22 protein-coding genes are annotated in these 19,354 nt (G+C 58.0%); 10 read left to right on the forward strand and 12 right to left on the reverse strand.

Annotated elements, in window-relative coordinates; genetic code table 11:
• Nucleotides 1-79: 79 nt before the first annotated feature.
• Nucleotides 80-1,261: an aminotransferase-like domain-containing protein gene (locus tag AC3WOK_RS19935; protein ID WP_492355010.1), complete on the reverse strand. Its 1,182-nt coding sequence runs from the start codon at nucleotides 1,259-1,261 to the stop codon at nucleotides 80-82.
• A gap of 20 nt (nucleotides 1,262-1,281) precedes the next feature.
• Nucleotides 1,282-2,169: a LysR substrate-binding domain-containing protein gene (locus AC3WOK_RS19940; RefSeq protein ID WP_447856106.1), complete on the reverse strand. Its 888-nt coding sequence runs from the start codon at nucleotides 2,167-2,169 to the stop codon at nucleotides 1,282-1,284.
• Between the two features lie 97 nt (nucleotides 2,170-2,266).
• Here AC3WOK_RS19940 and AC3WOK_RS19945 point away from each other — a divergent pair, with 97 nt between their 5' ends.
• Nucleotides 2,267-2,869 (forward strand): short chain dehydrogenase, encoded by a 603-nt coding sequence (locus tag AC3WOK_RS19945; protein WP_063956804.1) that lies wholly within the window; start codon nucleotides 2,267-2,269, stop codon nucleotides 2,867-2,869.
• Here the strand turns inward: AC3WOK_RS19945 and AC3WOK_RS19950 are convergent.
• The 7 genes from AC3WOK_RS19950 to AC3WOK_RS19980 form a co-directional block, all read right to left on the reverse strand.
• A complete protein-coding gene (locus AC3WOK_RS19950) occupies nucleotides 2,866-3,597 on the reverse strand; it encodes a class I SAM-dependent methyltransferase (RefSeq protein ID WP_492355011.1) in 732 nt (243 codons plus the stop codon). The genes AC3WOK_RS19945 and AC3WOK_RS19950 overlap by 4 nt on opposite strands.
• A 125-nt stretch (nucleotides 3,598-3,722) precedes the next feature.
• Nucleotides 3,723-5,102, reverse strand: a complete 1,380-nt coding sequence (locus tag AC3WOK_RS19955; RefSeq protein WP_492355012.1) for an amidohydrolase family protein — start codon at nucleotides 5,100-5,102, stop codon at nucleotides 3,723-3,725.
• Nucleotide 5,103: 1 nt separating this feature from the next.
• A complete protein-coding gene (locus AC3WOK_RS19960; protein ID WP_492355013.1) occupies nucleotides 5,104-6,060 on the reverse strand; it encodes a carbamate kinase family protein in 957 nt (318 codons plus the stop codon).
• A gap of 118 nt (nucleotides 6,061-6,178) precedes the next feature.
• Nucleotides 6,179-7,723, reverse strand: coding sequence for a hypothetical protein (locus AC3WOK_RS19965; protein WP_063428890.1), 1,545 nt, complete (start codon nucleotides 7,721-7,723; stop codon nucleotides 6,179-6,181).
• 11 nt (nucleotides 7,724-7,734) lie between these two features.
• The gene (locus AC3WOK_RS19970; protein ID WP_492355014.1) at nucleotides 7,735-9,150 is read right to left on the reverse strand and encodes a YlbE family protein; all 1,416 of its coding nucleotides are present in this window, start codon (nucleotides 9,148-9,150) and stop codon (nucleotides 7,735-7,737) included.
• Complete coding sequence (gene fdrA, locus AC3WOK_RS19975; RefSeq protein ID WP_492355015.1) at nucleotides 9,150-10,691, reverse strand: acyl-CoA synthetase FdrA; 1,542 nt, start codon at nucleotides 10,689-10,691, stop codon at nucleotides 9,150-9,152. The genes AC3WOK_RS19970 and fdrA overlap by 1 nt, the downstream gene beginning before the upstream one ends.
• Nucleotides 10,692-10,798: 107 nt before the next feature.
• Nucleotides 10,799-11,404, reverse strand: coding sequence for an ankyrin repeat domain-containing protein (locus AC3WOK_RS19980; protein WP_492355016.1), 606 nt, complete (start codon nucleotides 11,402-11,404; stop codon nucleotides 10,799-10,801).
• 321 nt (nucleotides 11,405-11,725) lie between these two features.
• Here AC3WOK_RS19980 and AC3WOK_RS19985 point away from each other — a divergent pair, with 321 nt between their 5' ends.
• Nucleotides 11,726-12,655: a LysR substrate-binding domain-containing protein gene (locus AC3WOK_RS19985; protein WP_059312525.1), complete on the forward strand. Its 930-nt coding sequence runs from the start codon at nucleotides 11,726-11,728 to the stop codon at nucleotides 12,653-12,655.
• On the opposite strand, the gene AC3WOK_RS19990 is transcribed toward AC3WOK_RS19985, so the two are convergent.
• The gene (locus AC3WOK_RS19990; protein WP_059312464.1) at nucleotides 12,652-12,810 is read right to left on the reverse strand and encodes a YqaE/Pmp3 family membrane protein; all 159 of its coding nucleotides are present in this window, start codon (nucleotides 12,808-12,810) and stop codon (nucleotides 12,652-12,654) included. The genes AC3WOK_RS19985 and AC3WOK_RS19990 overlap by 4 nt on opposite strands.
• Before the next feature lie 179 nt (nucleotides 12,811-12,989).
• Between AC3WOK_RS19990 and AC3WOK_RS19995 the strand changes: the two genes are divergently transcribed.
• The 3 genes from AC3WOK_RS19995 to AC3WOK_RS20005 all read left to right on the forward strand — a co-directional run bounded on the left by AC3WOK_RS19995 (nucleotide 12,990) and on the right by AC3WOK_RS20005 (nucleotide 14,079).
• Complete coding sequence (locus AC3WOK_RS19995) at nucleotides 12,990-13,289, forward strand: ArsR/SmtB family transcription factor (protein WP_059312463.1); 300 nt, start codon at nucleotides 12,990-12,992, stop codon at nucleotides 13,287-13,289.
• Between the two features lie 9 nt (nucleotides 13,290-13,298).
• Nucleotides 13,299-13,820, forward strand: coding sequence for a rhodanese family protein (locus AC3WOK_RS20000; protein WP_059312462.1), 522 nt, complete (start codon nucleotides 13,299-13,301; stop codon nucleotides 13,818-13,820).
• 79 nt (nucleotides 13,821-13,899) lie between these two features.
• Nucleotides 13,900-14,079, forward strand: a complete 180-nt coding sequence (locus tag AC3WOK_RS20005) for a hypothetical protein (protein ID WP_492355017.1) — start codon at nucleotides 13,900-13,902, stop codon at nucleotides 14,077-14,079.
• Between the two features lie 38 nt (nucleotides 14,080-14,117).
• On the opposite strand, the gene stpA is transcribed toward AC3WOK_RS20005, so the two are convergent.
• Nucleotides 14,118-14,522 carry a DNA-binding protein StpA gene (gene stpA, locus AC3WOK_RS20010; RefSeq protein ID WP_047348091.1) on the reverse strand — a complete coding sequence of 135 codons (405 nt, stop codon included), beginning with the start codon at nucleotides 14,520-14,522 and terminating at the stop codon, nucleotides 14,118-14,120.
• 493 nt (nucleotides 14,523-15,015) lie between these two features.
• Between stpA and alaE the strand changes: the two genes are divergently transcribed.
• Nucleotides 15,016-15,465, forward strand: coding sequence for an L-alanine exporter AlaE (gene alaE / locus AC3WOK_RS20015; RefSeq protein WP_023617655.1), 450 nt, complete (start codon nucleotides 15,016-15,018; stop codon nucleotides 15,463-15,465).
• Nucleotides 15,466-15,497: 32 nt separating this feature from the next.
• Here the strand turns inward: alaE and AC3WOK_RS20020 are convergent, their stop codons facing one another.
• Nucleotides 15,498-15,842: a DUF2002 family protein gene (locus AC3WOK_RS20020; protein ID WP_006811693.1), complete on the reverse strand. Its 345-nt coding sequence runs from the start codon at nucleotides 15,840-15,842 to the stop codon at nucleotides 15,498-15,500.
• A 160-nt stretch (nucleotides 15,843-16,002) separates the two neighbouring features.
• Here AC3WOK_RS20020 and AC3WOK_RS20025 point away from each other — a divergent pair, with 160 nt between their 5' ends.
• From AC3WOK_RS20025 to nrdE, 4 genes are all read left to right on the forward strand, one after another.
• Complete coding sequence (locus tag AC3WOK_RS20025; protein ID WP_008502569.1) at nucleotides 16,003-16,329, forward strand: ElaB/YgaM/YqjD family protein; 327 nt, start codon at nucleotides 16,003-16,005, stop codon at nucleotides 16,327-16,329.
• A gap of 252 nt (nucleotides 16,330-16,581) precedes the next feature.
• Nucleotides 16,582-16,821, forward strand: coding sequence for a glutaredoxin-like protein NrdH (nrdH, locus tag AC3WOK_RS20030; RefSeq protein WP_492355018.1), 240 nt, complete (start codon nucleotides 16,582-16,584; stop codon nucleotides 16,819-16,821).
• Nucleotides 16,818-17,228 carry a class Ib ribonucleoside-diphosphate reductase assembly flavoprotein NrdI gene (gene nrdI / locus AC3WOK_RS20035; RefSeq protein ID WP_059312458.1) on the forward strand — a complete coding sequence of 137 codons (411 nt, stop codon included), beginning with the start codon at nucleotides 16,818-16,820 and terminating at the stop codon, nucleotides 17,226-17,228. Before nrdH ends, nrdI begins: the two co-directional genes overlap by 4 nt.
• Complete coding sequence (nrdE, locus tag AC3WOK_RS20040; protein WP_492355019.1) at nucleotides 17,201-19,345, forward strand: class 1b ribonucleoside-diphosphate reductase subunit alpha; 2,145 nt, start codon at nucleotides 17,201-17,203, stop codon at nucleotides 19,343-19,345. Before nrdI ends, nrdE begins: the two co-directional genes overlap by 28 nt.
• Nucleotides 19,346-19,354: the final 9 nt, after the last annotated feature.

The raw sequence follows: 19,354 nt of genomic DNA on the forward strand, positions 1-19,354 counted from the left end.
CACCATGAACGATTGCGGCCCGTGCCGCCCTGAACGCGTATTGCGCATAACGGCCGGAACGCCATTATGCGCAGGTCTTTTACAGCGATTTTTTCAGGCGACGAACCGCTTCTTTCAGCTCTTCATCCGTTGGCGTGACAAACGACATGCGCAACGTCGAATGGTCTGGCTCGTTGCAGTAGAAAAATTCGCCCGGCACAAATACTACGCCGTTACTTAACGTCTTTTCCAGCCAGCGCGTGGTATTACAACCATTTTTCATCTTCGCCCACAGGAACATGCCGCCCTTCGGCTTGTGGAACGACATTACATCGCCCAGCTCGGCCTCCAGTTCCGTGGCGAACGTCTGGTACTTCTGGCGATAGGCTGCGCGGATCGGTTTGATCTGATCGGCCAGCCGGCCGGTCTTGAGGTATTCGTACGTCATCAGCTGCGACAGCGTGCTGGTGTGCAGATCGGTGGTTTGCTTAAGGTTCACCACCGCACGCTTCAGCCACTCCGGCACCAGCACCCAGCCCACCCGCGTACCCGGCGCAAGAATTTTAGAGAAGGTTGAGGTATACACCACGTTCTCTTCGTTGCCGATATCTTTGGCATGGGCAATTAACGGGCGGAAGACTTCATCGGTATAGTTAATTTCGCTGTACGGATCGTCTTCGACGATCACGAAGTCATGGCGCTTCGAGAGTTCCACCAGCTGTTTACGACGCGCCTCAGAAAGCGTCACGCCGCCAGGGTTACCAAAGGTTGGAACGATATACACCGCTTTAATGGCTTTTTTGGCCACCAGCGCTTCGAGCTCGTCGACGTTCATTCCGTCGCCATCGGTGCCAACGGATTCAAAATTCGCCTGCGCCAGGCCAAACACCTGCAGCGCGGCAAGATAGGTTGGACGCTCAACGACAACGGTATCGCCCGGGTTAATCAATGCGCGCGCCAGCACGTCGAGCGATTGCTGCGAACCGGAGGTCACGACCACGTCATCCGCCTTGCAGCGGATCCCGCGCCCTTCACAGATGCGCTGAATCTCTTCACGCAGCCCCGGCACACCTTCGGTCAGACCGTACTGAAAGGCCTCTCCAAAATGCTGTGATAATACGGCATCAGCGGCAATTTTCAGGCCTTCGCGATCGAATAAGGCCGGGTTAGGAATGCCCCCGCCCAGCGAAATGACGCCGGCCATTTTGCTATGTTTTAATAATTCACGGATGGCAGATGATTGCAGGCCCTGCGCGCTGCTGGCGAGTTTATTCACAGACATTCTTTGCTTACCTTCTTTTTTTATATTGTGCCCAATCTTAGCAGAAGATGGGCGATAAATTCCGTAAGCTTAGGGAGCGGTCGTAAATCCTGACGCCACAGCAGGTGCACGGGTCTTGGCGCCGGAATGTACTCCTCCAGCACCCGCACCAGCCTGCCGCTTTCCAGATCTTCCGCCACCAGCACTTCCGGCTGCAGCAGAAGCCCCGCCCCGGCTCTTGCGGCCATCCGCAGCCCGTAGCCATCGTTGCATCTTAGGACCGCATCCCGCTTCCAGCGCACCTCGCCTTCGACGCCCGGCAGCCGCCACTCGTTGCGTGCGGTCCACACGCTGTGGGACAGGCAGAGATGATCCACCAGATCGGCAGGGGTTTGCGGCGTACCGTAGCGCGCCAGGTAGTCCGGCGCGGCGCAGATCACCATCCGGTAAGGACAGAGGTATTTCGCCACCAGATCGTCGTTGTGAATATCGCCAATGCGAATGGCCAGATCGATACCCTCCTCCACCAGATCCACCATCCGGTTGGTCAGATCCAGCTCAACGCGCACGTCCGGGTAGCGTTGTAAAAAAGTGGCGGTGAGCGGCGCGATGGCACTGCCGCCAAACGAGGTGGGTGCCGTCACCCGCAGGGTGCCGGACGGTGCGGCGCGCAGGCGTTCAACCGCGCTTTCGGCAATCGCCACCTGCTCCAGCACCCGCTTCGCCTCGTCGTAATAGACCCGCCCGGCGTCGGTCAGGCTCTGGCGACGCGTGTTGCGCTCCAGCAGGCGGGTGCCGAGCTGAGACTCCAGCAGCGCAACGTACTTCCCCACCATCACCGCCGACATCTCCAGCCGCGTCGCCGCGCCGGTGAAGCTACCGCTTTCCACCACGGCAATAAAGGTCTCCATGCTGCGAAGCTTATCCATATTCCAAACCCCTGGTTAGTAATCTTCTAACTTTAGCCCAGTTTATCTGCATTTTAATTTACTAAAGAATGAAGGCTCACAACATGAGGAGTCGGCTATGAAAATCGTCATTATTGGTGCCAGCGGTACGGTCGGTCGTGCCGTAACAGAAGAATTAAGCCGTCGTCACGAGGTTATCCGCGTCGGCCGCACGCAGGGGGACTATCAGGTCGATATTACGTCGCAGGCAAGCGTGCAGGCGCTGTTTGAGAACATCGGCCCGGTGGATGCGATTGTCTCCGCCAGCGGCGGCCTCTACTTTGGCCCGCTTGCGACCATGAAGGACAGCGACTTCAATCAGGGCCTGCAGGATAAGCTGCTCGGGCAGGTGCGCCTGGCGCTGACCGGCCAGCATTATCTGAACGAAGGTGGCTCAATCACCCTGATTAGCGGCATCGTGGCGCACGAGCCGATTGCCCAGGGCGTGAATGCCACCACGGTGAATGCCGCGCTGGAAGGGTTTGTTCGCGCCGCAGCCTGTGAACTGCCGCGCGGGATCCGCATCAACCTGATTAGCCCGACGGTGCTCACCGAATCCGTCGAAACCTACGACGGCTTCTTCCCGGGCTTTGAAAGCGTTCCTGCGGCAACCGTGGCGAACGCCTATCGCCGCAGCGTGGAGGGCGTGCAGAGCGGGCGGGTGTATAAGGTCGGGTATTAGGCCTTACGGGCGGCGATCAACGCCAGCATCGGGCGTTCCGCCTCTTCGGCCAGCGCGGGCCAGGCGTCAATCTGCGCCTGCGTTGGTCCCCACTCGTTGACTTCACTTATGGTTAACCCGGCCCTGATGAGCGCGTTAAGCGTGGTGCCCAGCGTGCGGTGATACTTAATCACCCCGTCTGCCAGCCAGTTGCTGACGCGCTTGCCTTCATCCTGATAGTGATTCACGCCCCAGAACCGCTCACCGTTATCGTCGGTCAGCCAGCCCTGACGCGTGGCGCTGGTGTAAATGGGGTGCTCCATCGAAAAGACCAGGCTGCCGCCGGGCTTGAGCGCGCGCTGAACCTTTGCAAACAGGGTGTCCAGCTCCGACAGGTAGTGCAGCGCCAGGGAGCTATAGACCAGATCGAGGCTGTTCTCGCTGAGCGTCAGCGATTCGAGATCGCTACGCTGGTAGTGGATCCGGGCATCATGCGTCAGCTCCGCCGCGCGGGCGAGCATCTTTTCCGAGATATCCACGCCGGTCACCTCAGACGCGCCCAGTTCACGCGCGGCGCGGCAGAACCAGCCGTAGCCGCAACCGAGATCCACAACCGATTTACCGGTGAGATCGGGCAGCATGCTTTTCAGCGCGGGCCACTCCGGCGCGCCGTCCAGCCCCTGCACCGAGCGCGGAAGCTGGGCGTAGCCTTCGAAAAACGCCGGATTGTCGTAGATGTTTTGTGCCATGACAGCTCCCTCTTTAAGAATGTGCATAGCAGTATACTGCATTGTCGGGTGGCGGCTTCGCCTTACCCGACCTACAAAATCTCCGAACCGTAGGCCGGGTAAGCGCAGCGCCACCCGGCACCACATTAGCCCACCGAGCCCCAGACGAGGTTCCCTTTATGGAACGTCGCGGTACGCGGGGAGATGCGCGCCACGGCTTCGGCGGAACAGGAGGCGTCCACCAGCACAAAGCTGGCGTCGTCCTGCGCTTTCGGCCACACGCGCTCGCCCTTGTCGTTCAGCGGCAGCACGTCGCCGGTGGCGATACCTAATGCGCGGGAAAGGGTCTGCTCGTTCGGGCGGATGTAGAGCTGGGCATAAAGATTGGCTTTTTCCAGCATGTCCCCCAGGCCGTACGGCGACCAGTGGTCGATCACGCTGTCGGTGCCGGTCATCACAAACACGCCCTTATCGCGCAGCTGCTTCAGCGGCATATGCAGCGTGCCAATCGGCACGGTAGAGGCGATGGTCACCTGCTGCGCCGCCATGCGGGTGGCGATCTCATCCACCTGCTGCTCGTTAAGCGTTGCCAGCGCAAAGGCGTGGCTGATGGTCAGCTTGCCCTTCAGCGCCGGCGTTTTCTCCACGGTTTCCACCATGTAATTCACCGCCGCCACGCCCGCCGGGCTGGTTTCGTGCAGGTGAATGTCCACCCCTTTGTCGTAGTCCAGCGCAATCTGGAACATCAGATCGAGGGATTTCTCCATCGCACCGTCGACGTTCGTCGGATCGAGCCCGCCCACGTAGTGCGCCCCGGCCTGCATCGCCTCGCGCATCAGTTTTTCTGAGTTTGACAGCAGCAGCCCGTGCTGCGGGAAAGCGACGATTTCACAGTCAAAGCCCGGCTTGCGGCGCGATAAAACCGCCTGCAGATTTTCAAGATTCTTCAGGCCGGAGGTCGGCTCGATATTGCAGTGGCTGCGGGCGATGGTGGAGCCTTTCGACTGGATCAGGTCGATCAGCTTTTCCGCTCGCTCCTGGGTATACGGCTGCAGCTCCGGCAGCATCTTTTGCTCGAGGCGGATCATGTCCTGAATGGTGATGCCCGCCGGACGGTTCAGGGAGCGCCACGGACCGCCGTAAAAGGTTTTATCCAGGTGGATGTGCATATCGCGCATCGCCGGGAGCATCAGCTTGCCGCCCGCGTCATAGTGCGGCAGCGTGGCGTCCGCGTGGCTTTTATTGTCGCGCAGGGCGACGATCTTCCCGTCTTTGATTTCCAGCGTTTTCAGCTCGGTGCGGGTGCTTGTCGCCACGCTGTCCTCAACGTTAAACCCGGCTTCGAGCAGCACGTTGTCCAGATAGTAATGCTTAGCGGTGATGTTCATCGGTTTGCCGGTCTCGCAGGTTGGCTTTGCTGAGTCAGCAGCATACGCGACGGATCCGGTCGCGCCAAACAGCGCGCAGGCGGTGACCATTTTGCCGCTCTGGCTGATGAATTCGCGGCGGCTTTTGTTTTCACTCATCTTATCTTCCTTCATTAACAATATGGGTACCGGTTTCCCCGCGCAGCGCCGCGGGCAGGCAGTCCGGCGAGGTGATAATCACGCGCTTACCGCCGTGGTGTAAAAACTCCAGCGAGGCGACGATTTTGGGCAGCATGCTGCCCGCCGGGAAATGGCCCTCTTCCATATAGCGCGCCATCTGCGCCACGCTGACGGTATCCAGCGCCTGCTGGTTCGGCTTGCCGAAGTTGACGCACACCTTCTCCACCCCGGTGGTGATGACCAGCACGTCGGCGCGGATCTCGCGCGCCAGCAGCGCGGTGGAGAGATCTTTATCAATCACCGCATCGACGCTCTGGTAATCGCCCTGCGCCGAGCGCACAACGGGGATCCCGCCGCCGCCCGCGCCGATCACCACAAAGCCTTTTTGCGTCAGGGTTTTGATGGCCTCCGATTCAACAATCCGCAGCGGCTGGGGTGAGGCTACCACGCGACGATAGCCCCGACCGGAGTCTTCTACGAAATACCAGTCCGGATGGGCGATTTGTAGTTCATCCCGCTGCGCCTGCGTAAAGAACGCGCCGATCGGTTTCGTCGGGTGCGTAAAGCCGGGATCGTTTTTATCCACCTCAACCTGCGTAACGACCGTGACCGCTTTTTGCTCCCCGCGCGCGGCCAGGCGGTTGTTCAGCGCCTGCTGGATCAGGTAGCCGATCCCGCCCTGGGTGTCCGCCACGCAGTTTGCCAGCGGGGTCAGCGGCAGTCCTTCCCGCTCGTGGGCGATTTCGGCGCGGCGCAGATCCAGCCCCACCTGGGGACCGTTGCCGTGCGTGAGCACAATGTCATAGTCAGATGCCAGCATCTCCAGCACCGACTCTGCCACCGCTTTCACCGCCTGCGCCTGATGCTCTACCGACTGGCTGGCGTTGTCTTTGATAATGCTGTTGCCGCCAATGGCGACGACCATAAGCTCTTTCATACAGGTTCCTTTAAAAGGTGCGGTCTGGTGCCCTCACCCCGCCCTCTCCCACAGGGAGAGGGGGATTCACGTTCCCTCTCCCTGTGGGAGAGGGTTAGGGTGAGGACATCAGGCATTATCAGGATTCAGAAACCGGTGCCGCAGCGCTCGCCACTTCCCGGCTGTCGAGAACATGCTTCACCACAAACATGCCGCCCATCATCAGATACGCGGTGACGAACATCAGCGAGCTGCCTTCGGCAAAGCCCACCACCGGGGCGTGGATCACGCCAAACAGCGCCAGCAGTGCCCCAACGGCGGCGGCAATCGCGCCCCGCAGCGGCTTGTTGATGATGGCAAAGATGGCGATACAGCCCCACAGCATGCTGGCGAGCGGCGCGCCGTTGCCGAGATGCATCAGCCCTTCGTAGTAGATGCCCTTGCTGTGCAGCACGTCGGTGCCGATTTTCGCCGCGCTGGTGCCCGCCGCGCCCATCACGCTGTTCATCATGGTCAGCGCCCAGTTGGCGATCCACGGGAACAGGCAGATGAAGATAACGGGCACCTCCACTTTGGGCGTTTCCCTCACCACCTGGTTGGCGGTGACGACGCCGATAAACACCAGAATCGGCACGATGGCGGTCATCGGAATGATGGCGAGCATAAACGCCCCCAGCCCGAACAGCGGCACGATGAACATGGTCACCCCGGAGGCCAGCGTATAGCCGATGCTCGCGCCCATCGCTTTCCAGCCCGGGTGGCCGACGTAGACCGTCACCGGGAACGGGTTGCCCATCAGGCAGCCGAGCATGGAGGCCAGACCGTTCGCCAGCATCACCTTGCGCGTCGGGTAGGCGTCTCCCGCCGCGTGGGCGCTTTCGATGTTCTCCAGGTCAAAGATGTAGTTTGCCAGGCCCAGCGGAACCGCCGAGGCAAGATACGGCAGCGCGTGCGGCAGCCCCTGCAGGAAACCGTCCACGTGCAGCTGCGGCGGATTAAAGCCGAACGACGACATCGAGGCTTTGATGGCTTCCGGGCTTTGCAGGCCGGAGATCCACGCCAGGGCCGTGCCGGCAACCAGCAGCAGCAGACCGGTGGGAATTCTGGCGAAAATCGGCTTTTTACCGAACCAGTTAATGAAGATCAGCAGCAGGACGATGAACGACACGGTCGGCGCTTCGAACGCCTGCAGCATCGGGTTCATCGCCAGCAGCAGCAGGCCCAGGCCGGACAGGCACGACAGCAGCACGGTGCGCGGGATCATCTTGCGGATGGTTTCCCCTAAAAACGAACCGCCCGCCAGGATCATCGCCTCAACAAAGCACCACACCAGGCCAATCTGAATGGCGAACTCCGCATCGCCCGTTTGCTGATAAACCGGCATCAGCACCAGGAAGGTCACGGTAAATATCGACGGCGCGCTGGGGCCGGACGGCAGCGCGGTGACGTCCGTGCGCCCGGTCTGGCGCGCCATCTGCATGCCGAACCACGCGTAGCAAATACTCGCGGCCAGCACCGCCAGCCCGAAGGCCGGCGCGATGCGTCCATAAACAATCTCCTTCGGGATGCCGACGACAAAAATGAGCAGCCCCATCATGGTCAGCAAATTGGTCAGGTTGTTGGTCATCAACCCGAAATACGCCGCCCAGTCACCTCTTTTCCACTCCAGTTTCATGTTTTTCATGGATGCTTGCCTTATAAAAAGTAGCGATCGCGGAAGGTCAACAGCGCCTTTTCAAAACAGCTAAACGGCGGGTGAACGATGCCCGCCCCAATCATGCCGATGCCCGCGTCTTTATGGGCAATGGCGGTGTTAATCACCGGCAGAATGCCGGTGCCGGCGACTTTAGTGATGTCGATGGCGGTTGGGATGCCCATAAACGAAAGCAGCGGAATGGTGACGTTCTGGTTTTCGCCGAGGGTGATTTCGCGCATCTGGCGGGAGAAGTCGATGGCTTCATCCACCGTCCCGCCCACCAACGCAACGATTGCCGGGGCCGTCGCCATCGCAAAGCCGCCGATGCCGTAGGTTTCGGTGATGGCGCTGTCGCCGATATCCAGCCCGGAATCTTCCGGCTTATAACCCGCGAACATCGGGCCAATTACCTGCTGCGCCGGGCCGGTGAACCACTGCCCCGGCAGGCCGGAAACGCGCAGGCCAAACTCGTAGCCGTTGCGCGCCATGGTGGTAACGACGGTGCTGTACTCAATGCCGTGGGCGGCGTCCAGCGCGGCCTTACACATCGCCATCCACGTCGGGCCAGAGAAGTAGTCGCTGCTGGCGACAAACTCAAATACCTCGCGCTGCTGTTCCACCGGATAGCCCGCCTGGATCAGCCCCGGCGTCAGCGCCTGGATCAGCAGCGTGGTGCCCGCGTTGTTGCGGTTGTGGCACTCGTCGCCCATGTGCAGCGCCTGGGCCAGCATCAGGCGCAGGTCGATTTCGCCGATAATCTTCATGGCGTCGCGCAGCATCGGGCCGAGCACGTCGCGCATCCAGTTCAGACGGTCGATAACGCTCTGGTCGTTGGCGCCCATGCGCAGGATCTTCGCCATCTGCTCGCTGAGGTTGGTGAACGCGCGGTTGCCGTAGGTTTTGTTCTCAACGATATGCATGAACATCGACGCGGAAGTAACGCCCGCCATGGAGCCCACGCAGTCGTGCTCGTGGCACGGCGAGAAGGTGATGTCGCCTGAAGCCGCCAGCCTGGCCGCGTCCTCCAGATCCGTCGCCAGCCCTTCAAATACCAGCGCCCCGGTGACCGCACCCTTCATCGCCCCGCACATGTTCTCCCAGGAGACGGGCGGACCGGCGTGCAGAATGGTGGTGCGGGTCATCCCCGGCACAACGTTGATGGCCTGGTCATAGCCCACCAGCACCGGATGGGACTGAATAATGCGCTCAAGGGCGATTTGGTTAGCGGCGGCGATCTTCTCCGCCAGCGGTTTTTCGGCCAGCTGGTCGAGCGCCCCGACGACCTGCATATTGCCCTGCCCCGGCGGCGTCCAGTCAAGCTGGGTAACAGGAACGTGCTGCTTTTTGAGATCGTCGCTGAACATCGCAATTCCCACGTTAATCACGTTCAGCGGCTGGTTAAATAAGGTCGTCATTATGCTTTCTCCCCTTTGCAGACAAATTCACGGGCCAGTAATCCGGTGTTGGTGCTGCTGCTGGCCCAAATCACGCCGGCGTCGGTGAGCAGCTGACACTGCTGCGCCAGCGGCTGTGGATCCTGGTCGGTGCCGAGCACGTAGCCGAGGATCTCCAGCGGACGGTTATCGGCTTTCGCAATCGCCTGCGCCTCTTTGATGGCGTCGAGCATCACCCCTACTGGGTCCTCGTGCGCGCCAAAGCCCAGCACGAAGTCCATCACAATCACCCCGACCTCCGGGTCGCGGGCCTCCTGCAGCAGGCGGCTGATGCGGTTGGTCGGGTCGATCATCGGGTGCGGCTTGCCGTTGGTGAAGTCGTCGTCGCCAAAGTCGAGGAAGGTGTGGGCTTTACTGACGCTGATGTCACTCAGGCGCCTGGCCGGATCAGGCTGAATGTTGCTGTAGACGTCGTCGAATTTCGCAAGCGCCGCAAACATCGCCTCGTCGCACAGGGTGCCGCCGCAGAACAGGCCGCGAATGTACTTCTGCTGCGGGGTCAGGCGGGCGCGCACCTCTTCAATCAAAGGCCAGTTGAGCGGATGCAGGTCCAGGGACTCTTTTTTGATGCCGGTAAGCAGGACTGCCTTCAGAGCCGCCTCTTTGGTGCCGCGGGCAAACTGCAGGCCGTCTTCATCGGCGGGCGGTTCGCTGCGGCCGAGGAAGCAGACGACCACCGGCTTGCGGCAGGCTCTGGCGCGGGCCAGCACTTTTTCTGCCACCGCTGGCGCTGGTGGTTTGGAGATCAGCGTGAGAACCTGGGTGCCCTCGTCGGCTTCCAGCATGTCGATGGCGTCGAGCATCATCAGTCCGCCGATCTTCTCGCTAAGATCGCGCCCGCCGGTGCCAATCAGCTGCGACACGCCGCCGCCGAACTCATGGATGCGCACGCTCAACTCCTGGCTGCCGGTGCCCGATGCGCCGACGATGCCAATCGGCCCGCGGCGCACCGCGTTGGCGAAGCACAGCCCCGCGCCGTTGATGATGGCGGTGCCGCAGTCCGGCCCCATCATCAGCAGCCCTTTCTGGTGCGCCAGCTGCTTCAGCGCCAGCTCGTCGTCGAGCGACACGTTGTCGGAGAAGAGCATCACGTTAAGGTCGTTTTCCAGCGCCTGACGCGCTTCGCGCGCGGCGAAGGTACCGTTCACCGAAATGACCGCGAGGTTTGCGTCAGGGCGATGATTTTTGGCGCTGGCAATCGTGGCGTAGCGCGCTTCATGGGAGCCCGCGCTCTCTTTACGGGTGAACAGCGCCTCAATAGCGGCCAGGGTTTCATCATTGGCCGCGTCGCCTTTAATCACGATCATCAGATCGCCGTTTTTAGCCTCGTTTAATTCCGGCGTTAATAGCCCGAGGTTTTTTAAGACGCCTTTATTCATTTCCGTCGCCATCGCCACAAAGGCCTGCTCGACGCCCGGTAATTTATTGGCTTTGGTGGAAACGGACATTAATGAGACCGAGTCAAAATAGGTGTTCTTTTTAATCACGATTTTCGTTGGCATTATTTTCTCCAGGATGCGGATAAAAGGGGGCCGCCGTCGTGCAAAATGCACGTCGGTAAAAATGCTGTTTAAATTAACGGCCAGCCGGACCCGGCTGGCCGATTGCTTTACGCGCCCGCCGCCAGCAGCAGGTCGGCTATCGCATCGAAGCCTTTTTCCCGCGCCAGTTCGAGCGGGGTTTTGCCGTATTTATCGGTCATGTGCGGGTTCGCGCCGTGCTCCAGCAGCAGCTTCACAATCTCCTGCTGTTTTGCACCGCCGTCGTTTAACACGATGGCTTCCAGCAGCGGCGTCCAGCCGACAAAGTTGGTGTGATTGACGTTAATGTCGGTTCTTTCAAGCAGCTCGCGCACGATCTCCACGTGCCCTTTTTCACTGGCAGGCGTAATGCCCACGCCGCCGAAGCGCGTCAGGCGGTCAAGATCCGGGTTTGCAGGAAGCACGAGGCGCAGCAGGGTAATATCGTTGGTCAGGCAGCTAATCAGGAAGGGGTTAAAGCAGGTCTGGTCCTGTTTATCAATATCCGCGCCGGCGGCAATTAACAGCGCCACGCAGGAATAATGCTTTTTCAGGCTGGCAATAATAACCGCCGTTCTTTTCTGGCGGTTGGTGGCGTTAATATCCACGCCTTTCTCCAGACAGGCTTTTAGCGCATCGCTATTGCCCTCTTCTGCCGCCAGCAGAAATTCAGTAACGAGTTCAGTTTCAGACATATTCAGACTCCGATGTTTTTTATTTCTATTGACCTGAGAATAGCAACAGCCTGGTCATAAAAGAATCCGCTTAAAAATGATTCATCGACAGTCAATTCATTGTTGAGTTAAATTCAACGGTTCAGCTAAAACGTGCGGCCGTGCAACCTTTTTCTTATGTTTTAGGGCTTTTAAACGCGCAAGGCTGCATTCTGCTTATGCCTGACAAAGCCTTATGTCGCGCGGCCTGGCGTTAAACGTCAGAACTGTGATCGACATCAAGCGCATTGTAACGGTGCTGTTAAAATATGTTCAAAACTGATGGCTTACGGGAGCAGCGATATGAATTCCATCTTTACCGAAGAGAACCTGCTGGCCTTTACCACCGCCGCACGCTTCGGCAGCTTCAGCAAGGCGGCGACCGAGCTTGGGGTCACTACCTCAGCCATCAGTTACACCATCAAGCGGATGGAAACCGGGCTGGACGTGGTGCTGTTTGTCCGCAACACGCGCAGCATTGAACTGACCGAGTCCGGGTTTTACTTTTACCGCAAAGCGACCGACCTGCTGAATGATTTCCATGCCATCAAGCGCGGCATAGATACCATTTCTCAGGGCATTGAGGCGCGGGTGCGCATCTGTATCAATCAGCTTTTATACACCCCGCGCCATACCGCGCGGCTGCTGCAGGTGCTAAAAAAGCAGTTTCCTACCTGCCAGATCACCGTTACTACCGAGGTGTATAACGGCGTCTGGGACTCCATCATTAACAACCAGGCCAATATCGCGATTGGCGCACCGGACACGCTGCTCGACGGCGGCGGGATTGATTACACCGAGATCGGCGCCATCCGCTGGGTGTTCGCCATTTCGCCTGAACACCCGCTGGCCTTCGTCCCGGAACCGATAGCGGAGAGCCAGCTGCGCCTGTACCCCAACATCATGGTTGAAGATACCGCACACACGATTAATAAGAAGGTCGGCTGGCTGCTGCACGGGCAGGAGGCCATTCTGGTGCCGGACTTTAACACCAAATGCCAGTGCCAGATCCTGGGGGAAGGGATAGGTTTTTTACCGGAATATATGACGCGCGAGGCGGTGGAAGACGGGCTGCTGGTGACGCGGCGGATTAATAACCCGCGTCAGGACTCGCGCATGCTGCTCGCCACGCAGCATGCCGCGACCGGTCAGGTCACGCGGTGGATCAAACAGCAGTTTGGCCCAGCGGGCGTGCTGACCGATATCTATAGCGATTTACTGTGGCGCGCTTAGCTTTTGCTCTGTACCCAAAACGCGTGAATGAGGCCGGGGAAGTAGCCCAGCAGCGTCAGAAGAATGTTGATAATAAACGCCCAGCCAAGCCCTTTGCCCAACAGCACGCCCAGCGGCGGTATGAGGATCGTAAAAACAATGCGCCAAAATCCCATATAAAAACTCCGTGCAAGCTAATCCATTGAAAATAATCAAGAGAACTCTCTAAGCATAGCCCGTTTACCCGTCTGTACCAGTCCCTAACCTCGCGTTTACCCTCTTTTACGCTTTTGACGCTGGTTTAAAGCGTTAGATTAGTTTAGCATTTGCTTAATTAAGAAAATGCTAAACTACCATGACTGAACTTGAACAACTCCAGACCAGCGCCGAGCAGGCCGCCACACTCTTAAAAGCAATGAGCAACCCGCGTCGGCTGCTGATCCTCTGCACGCTGTGCGGTGCCCCCGGCACCAGCGCGGGGGAACTGGCGCGTGCGACGGGGCTTAGCGCGTCCGCTACGTCGCAGCACCTGGCGCGCATGCGTGAGGAAGGCCTTATCGACAGCACCCGCGACGCGCAGCGCATTCTTTATTTCATTAAAAACGATGCGGTGCATCAGCTTATCAGCACCCTGAAAACCCTTTATTGTCCGTAAGGAGCCGCCATGTCACTTCCTCTTCTCTCCCCGCGCCAGGCCAGCGCCCGCGTCGCTGAAGGCGCCAGACTGATTGATATCCGCGATGCCGACGAGTACGCCCGCGAGCATATTCCCGTCGCGCAGTCCGTGCCGCTGGATACTCTGCCCGGGGGGCTTAAAACGCACGCAGGTGAAACGGTAATTTTTCACTGCCAGTCCGGCGCCCGGACCTCGGGGAATGCCGATCGCCTTGCACAGGCTGCCGCGCCCGCTCAGGCTTTTGTGGTTGAAGGCGGCATTCAGGGCTGGAAGCAGGCCGGGCTACAGACCGTCGAAGATAAATCCCAGCCGCTGCCGCTGATGCGTCAGGTACAAATTGCCGCCGGGCTGCTCATTCTCTGCGGCGTGGTGCTGGGCTATAGCGTCTCCAGCGGCTTTTTCCTGCTGAGCGGTTTCGTGGGGGCCGGGCTGCTGCTCGCGGGTGTGACGGGTTTTTGCGGCATGGCGCGGCTGCTCAAGGTGATGCCCTGGAACCGGCGTACCTCATAAGCAGTAAACGGTGAATTACGCTGTACCCGCCGTCGTACGTGGGCTAAGGTGAAGATCGCTAAAACGAAGAGGAGGTAATATGTTTTCTGTCGGTGATTATGTACAACCGCGCAAAGGCGGCCCAAAGCTGAAGGTGCTCGAAGTGAATGGTGAGAGCATTGTGGCGGTACAGTCCAGCAATGAGCAAGGCGAGAAATATACTCTGAAAGCTGCCGATCTGGCACCGTATACCGAAGACGGTGATTTTGGCGTCTGCTGAACAGACAGCCGGGCGGAATATTCCGCCCGGTTCACGCATTAGATCAGAAAATCATCCAGTGATTTACCGTTTGCCAGCGCGCTGGCAATAGGCTTCGGCGTGCGGCCCTGGCCGGTCCACGTTTTCTCTTCACCGTTCTGGTCAATAAAGCGATATTTGGCTTCACGCGGCTTGCGTTTTTTCGCTGGCTTGCCCGCCTGCGCCAGCTCAGTGCCCAGCAGGTCATTCGGTGAAATACCGTCAGCTTTCATCAGCTCCAGCAGGGCGTTAATTTTCTCCTGCTGTTCAGCGCGCTGCTGCTCTAATTCCGCCAGTTCACTACGTTTCTCTTCGGCAACGACCCTGACCTTTTCCAGCATTTCCTCAAGAACGTCCAGGGATAATTCGCGCGCCATGGCCCGCAGAGTTCGGATATTATTAAGATTCTGTAACGTCAAAGACATATTATTTGAAAACCTTTTCTTTAGGGTAAATAGATAAATCGCCGACAGAATAATTCATTTCTGTTTAAATATCTACCCGCGTTGCCGTACGCCCCTACTGTTAATAAGATTAAATATCGCCGGTAATATTATCTTATGACGCCTGCGGCATACGCCCGAATTCAATACTCACAACAATATAAAGGGTTAACTTTAATCCAAATTTCAGCATTCTGCGCTACCCGCAAGTGAACCGAGTCCCACCGCAGCACAACCAACAACAATCGATTGATTTTTATATGAAAATCATTGATCGAGACAGATTATAACGAACCGAACAAAAAACAACCAAATTTAGAGAATTTTGTCGACAAAACGCGATTAAATAAAAATTAATCACTAGTTGTTAGTTCAAACATAGAGATATACGCTATACACGTCAAACAAACCAACCTAAAGCACTAACCGCTTCGGGAAAATCGTTTCTTTTGTGTTCTTCTCAAGGAGTTCAGACATGTTCTCACCGCAATCACGCCTTCGCCATGCGGTAGCGGATACTTTCGCGATGGTTGTCTACTGTTCCGTCGTGAACATGCTGATTGAAATTTTCCTCTCCGGAATGACCTTCGAGCAGTCACTTTCTTCTCGACTGGTGGCGATCCCGGTCAATATTATTATTGCCTGGCCTTATGGTTTATACCGCGATGCGGTCATGCGCTTCGCGCGGCGTATCAGCCCCGCCGGCTGGGTGAAAAACCTGGCGGACGTGCTGGCGTATGTGACGTTCCAGTCTCCGGTTTACGTGGCCATTCTGCTGACGGTGGGCGCGGACTGGCACCAGATTGCCGCGGCGGTCAGTTCAAATATTGTGATTTCAATGCTGATGGGTGCGGTTTACGGCTATTTTCTCGACTACTGTCGCCGCCTGTTTAAGGTCAGCCAGTACAGCCAGGCAAAAGCGTGATGTGAAGCGACTGGCGAACGCCAGTCGCAAATTTACTGTACGTCGCCAAACAGTCCCTTCAAAAACCGCTCCAGCGCCATGCGCGAGCTGAAGCCATGCGGAATACCATAATGCTCATGCGTCTCTCCGCCTAAATAGAGCGGAAATTGCTGATAATGATCGCAGGTTTTAATATCCGAGGCAGGCTCAGCGAATGACAGACTTCTGTCTTTCAGCGTCGGGTGAATAATGAGAGCGGTACGTCCCATTCTGGCTTCACGATTAACGTAAACATAATTCTCGCCGCGGCGATATCCATACGCTTTTGATGTCACCTCATCCATGGTGAATCCCTCTTTTTCAAGAACGCGCGCCACCTCATCAGGTCGTAAATACATATCTTTTCCTCGTTATCTTTTCCTGCCCGGCAACCTTACAGTATTCAGCATTAGCAGGGCTTTCAGAATAGTCCATAAACTGCCGGATAACGCGTGATGCGCTTCAGATATTAAATTTCTGAACTAAACTGAACGGGAACACAAATTTACGGAGGATCGTATGTTTAACAGACCGAACCGAAACGATATTAATGACGACGCTCAGGATATTCGTAATGATGTCAGCCAATTAGCGGACACGCTGGAAGAGGTGCTGAAGTCCTGGGGAAGTGACGCGAAGGACGAAGCGGATGCCGCAAAGCGTAAGGCTCAGTCTCTGCTCCGTGAAACCCGCGCGCGTCTGAATGGACGTACGCGTACGACGCAGGCGGCCTGCGACGCGGTCAGCTGCGCCACAACCTTCGTGCGCGAAAAACCGCTCTGTACGCTGGGCACGGTCGCGGCGGTCGGTATCTTCGTGGGCGCCCTGCTCAGCCTGCGTAAATAACGATACCTAACGCATTTCTCTGCCCCGACAGCCAGCGGCTGCCGGGGCTTTTCTTTGCCTGATGGCCTGAAAAACCCGTATAGCCTGCCCTGCCCCGCTGTGCTCATCATTGGGACGACATCAATCTGAATTTCCCATATCTTGTATGGTTGAAACTTAAGACAACTACATCTAGTATTCCCTTTAGCAAGACAGACACAACCTGACGCGATGATTCGCGCCGCTCTCTCATTTTAAATGGAAATACGAATCATGAGCATTATTATTTACACTCGTAACGATTGTGTTCAGTGCCACGCCACAAAACGCGCGATGGAAAGCCGCGGGATGGCTTTTGAGATGGTGAATATCGACCAGCAGCCCGAGGCCGCCGATACCCTGCGCGCGCAGGGTTTCCGTCAGCTTCCGGTGGTTGTCGCCGGGGAGACCAGCTGGTCTGGCTTTCGCCCGGACATGATCAACCGCCTGAGCGCTCAGGCCACGCGTGCATGAGTGCGCTGGTCTACTTCTCCAGCAGCTCGGAAAACACGCTCCGCTTTATTGAGCGCGTCGGGCTGCCTGCGGTGCGCATTCCGCTGAACGAGCGGGAGCGCATCCGGGTAGAGGAGCCGTACATTCTGGTGGTGCCGAGCTATGGCGGCGGCGGTACGGCGGGCGCTGTGCCCCGCCAGGTGATCCGCTTTCTGAACGATCCCCATAACCGCGAGCTGATTCGCGGCGTGATCGCGGCGGGGAATCGCAATTTCGGCGACGCCTTTGGCCGGGCCGGAGATGTCATCTCTCAAAAATGCGGCGTGCCGTATCTCTATCGCTTTGAGCTAATGGGGACGCAGCAGGACGTCGAAAACGTGCGTAAAGGAGTGAACGAATTTTGGCAACGACAACCGCAGAACGGGTAATTCAGGCGACGCCGGATTACCACGCGTTAAACGCGATGCTTAACCTCTACGACAGTCAGGGGCGCATTCAGTTTGATAAAGACAGCGAGGCGGTGGACGCCTTTTTCGCCGCCCACGTGCGGCCCAACAACGTGACCTTCGCGAGCCAGAATGAGCGTCTCGACTATCTGGTTAACGAGGGCTACTACGAGGAGCGCGTTCTGGCCCGCTACGATCGCCCCTTCGTGGTAAGACTGTTTGAACGCGCCCACGCCAGCGGTTTTCGTTTCCAGACCTTTCTCGGCGCGTGGAAGTACTACACCAGCTACACCCTCAAGACGTTCGACGGCAAACGCTACTTAGAAAGCTTTGAGGATCGTACCGTGATGGTGGCGCTGACGCTGGCCCAGGGCGATGAAGCGCTGGCGGAACAGCTCACCGATGAGATCCTCTCCGGGCGCTTCCAGCCCGCCACGCCAACCTTCCTCAACTGCGGCAAGGCCCAACGCGGCGAGCTGGTCTCCTGCTTCCTGCTGCGCATTGAAGACAATATGGAGTCGATTGGCCGCGCGGTGAACTCTGCGCTGCAGCTTTCGAAACGCGGCGGCGGCGTGGCGTTCTTGCTCTCTAACCTGCGTGAAGCGGGCGCGCCGATCAAGCGCATCGAGAACCAGTCCTCCGGCGTGATCCCGGTGATGAAGATGCTGGAAGATGCGTTCTCCTATGCCAACCAGCTTGGCGCGCGTCAGGGCGCGGGCGCGGTTTACCTGCATGCGCACCATCCTGATATTCTGCGGTTTCTGGATACCAAACGCGAAAACGCCGATGAAAAAATCCGTATCAAAACCCTGTCGCTGGGGGTGGTGATCCCTGATATCACCTTTAAGCTTGCCAAAGAGAATGCCGAGATGGCGCTCTTCTCGCCGTATGACATCGAGCGAATTTACGGCAAGGCCTTTGGCGACGTGGCCATCAGCGAGCTCTACGACGAACTGGTGGCCGACGATCGGATTCGCAAAAAGACCATCAACGCGCGCGATTTCTTCCAGACGCTTGCCGAAATTCAGTTTGAGTCCGGCTATCCGTACATCATGTACGAGGACACGGTGAACCGCGCCAACCCGATTGCCGGGCGCATCAACATGAGCAACCTGTGCTCGGAGATTCTGCAGGTCAACAGCGCGTCAACCTACGACGAGAACCTGGACTACGCGGATATCGGCAAGGATATCTCCTGCAACCTCGGGTCGCTGAATATTGCCCATACCATGGATTCCCCCGACTTTGGCCGCACGGTAGAGACGGCCATTCGCGGCCTGACGGCGGTGTCGGACATGAGCCACATCCGCAGCGTGCCGTCCATTGAGGCGGGTAACGCCGCGTCGCACGCCATCGGCCTTGGACAGATGAACCTGCACGGCTATCTGGCGCGGGAAGGCATTGCCTACGGCAGCCCGGAAGGGCTGGATTTCACCAACCTCTATTTTTACACCATAACCTGGCACGCGCTGCACACCTCGATGATGCTGGCGCGCGAGCGCAGCCAGCGTTTCGCGGGCTTTGAGCACTCCCGCTACGCCAGCGGAGAGTATTTCAGCCAATATCTTGAAGGCGACTGGCAGCCGAAAACGGCGCGAGTGCGCGAGCTGTTTGCCCGCGCCGGGATCGTTCTGCCCACCCGGGAGATGTGGCAGCAGCTGCGTGATGACGTGATGCGCTACGGCATCTATAACCAGAACCTGCAGGCCGTGCCGCCGACCGGGTCCATCTCCTACATCAACCACGCCACGTCGAGCATTCACCCGATAGTGTCAAAAATTGAAATTCGCAAGGAAGGCAAAACCGGACGCGTTTACTACCCTGCGCCGTTTATGACCAACGAGAACCTGGCGCTGTATCAGGACGCGTATGAGATTGGCCCGGAAAAAATTATCGATACCTACGCCGAGGCGACAAAACATGTGGATCAGGGGCTGTCGCTGACGCTCTTCTTCCCGGATACCGCCACCACGCGGGATATCAACAGGGCGCAGATCTACGCCTGGAAGAAAGGCATTAAAACGCTCTACTACATTCGCCTGCGCCAGCTTGCGCTGGAAGGCACCGAAATTGAAGGCTGCGTGTCCTGCGCGCTGTAAGGAGAAAGG

This window comes from Enterobacter sp. FW301-JW81 (assembly GCF_058788735.1).

Excerpts from the sequence above, each read along its gene's own strand:
- AC3WOK_RS19965 (WP_063428890.1), bottom strand. The coding sequence starts at position 7,723 with ATGAAAAACATGAAACTGGAGTGGAAAAGAGGTGACTGGGCGGCGTAT.
- AC3WOK_RS19945 (WP_063956804.1), top strand. The coding sequence starts at position 2,267 with ATGAAAATCGTCATTATTGGTGCCAGCGGTACGGTCGGTCGTGCCGTA.
- AC3WOK_RS20000 (WP_059312462.1), top strand. The coding sequence starts at position 13,299 with ATGTCACTTCCTCTTCTCTCCCCGCGCCAGGCCAGCGCCCGCGTCGCT.
- stpA (WP_047348091.1), bottom strand. The coding sequence starts at position 14,522 with ATGTCTTTGACGTTACAGAATCTTAATAATATCCGAACTCTGCGGGCC.
- fdrA (WP_492355015.1), bottom strand. The coding sequence starts at position 10,691 with ATGCCAACGAAAATCGTGATTAAAAAGAACACCTATTTTGACTCGGTC.
- AC3WOK_RS19940 (WP_447856106.1), bottom strand. The coding sequence starts at position 2,169 with ATGGATAAGCTTCGCAGCATGGAGACCTTTATTGCCGTGGTGGAAAGC.
- AC3WOK_RS20005 (WP_492355017.1), top strand. The coding sequence starts at position 13,900 with ATGTTTTCTGTCGGTGATTATGTACAACCGCGCAAAGGCGGCCCAAAG.
- nrdH (WP_492355018.1), top strand. The coding sequence starts at position 16,582 with ATGAGCATTATTATTTACACTCGTAACGATTGTGTTCAGTGCCACGCC.
- AC3WOK_RS20020 (WP_006811693.1), bottom strand. The coding sequence starts at position 15,842 with ATGTATTTACGACCTGATGAGGTGGCGCGCGTTCTTGAAAAAGAGGGA.
- nrdI (WP_059312458.1), top strand. The coding sequence starts at position 16,818 with ATGAGTGCGCTGGTCTACTTCTCCAGCAGCTCGGAAAACACGCTCCGC.
- AC3WOK_RS19955 (WP_492355012.1), bottom strand. The coding sequence starts at position 5,102 with ATGAGTGAAAACAAAAGCCGCCGCGAATTCATCAGCCAGAGCGGCAAA.
- AC3WOK_RS19995 (WP_059312463.1), top strand. The coding sequence starts at position 12,990 with ATGACTGAACTTGAACAACTCCAGACCAGCGCCGAGCAGGCCGCCACA.
- AC3WOK_RS19960 (WP_492355013.1), bottom strand. The coding sequence starts at position 6,060 with ATGAAAGAGCTTATGGTCGTCGCCATTGGCGGCAACAGCATTATCAAA.
- AC3WOK_RS19935 (WP_492355010.1), bottom strand. The coding sequence starts at position 1,261 with ATGTCTGTGAATAAACTCGCCAGCAGCGCGCAGGGCCTGCAATCATCT.
- AC3WOK_RS19950 (WP_492355011.1), bottom strand. The coding sequence starts at position 3,597 with ATGGCACAAAACATCTACGACAATCCGGCGTTTTTCGAAGGCTACGCC.
- alaE (WP_023617655.1), top strand. The coding sequence starts at position 15,016 with ATGTTCTCACCGCAATCACGCCTTCGCCATGCGGTAGCGGATACTTTC.
- AC3WOK_RS19970 (WP_492355014.1), bottom strand. The coding sequence starts at position 9,150 with ATGACGACCTTATTTAACCAGCCGCTGAACGTGATTAACGTGGGAATT.
- AC3WOK_RS19990 (WP_059312464.1), bottom strand. The coding sequence starts at position 12,810 with ATGGGATTTTGGCGCATTGTTTTTACGATCCTCATACCGCCGCTGGGC.
- AC3WOK_RS19985 (WP_059312525.1), top strand. The coding sequence starts at position 11,726 with ATGAATTCCATCTTTACCGAAGAGAACCTGCTGGCCTTTACCACCGCC.
- AC3WOK_RS19980 (WP_492355016.1), bottom strand. The coding sequence starts at position 11,404 with ATGTCTGAAACTGAACTCGTTACTGAATTTCTGCTGGCGGCAGAAGAG.
- AC3WOK_RS20025 (WP_008502569.1), top strand. The coding sequence starts at position 16,003 with ATGTTTAACAGACCGAACCGAAACGATATTAATGACGACGCTCAGGAT.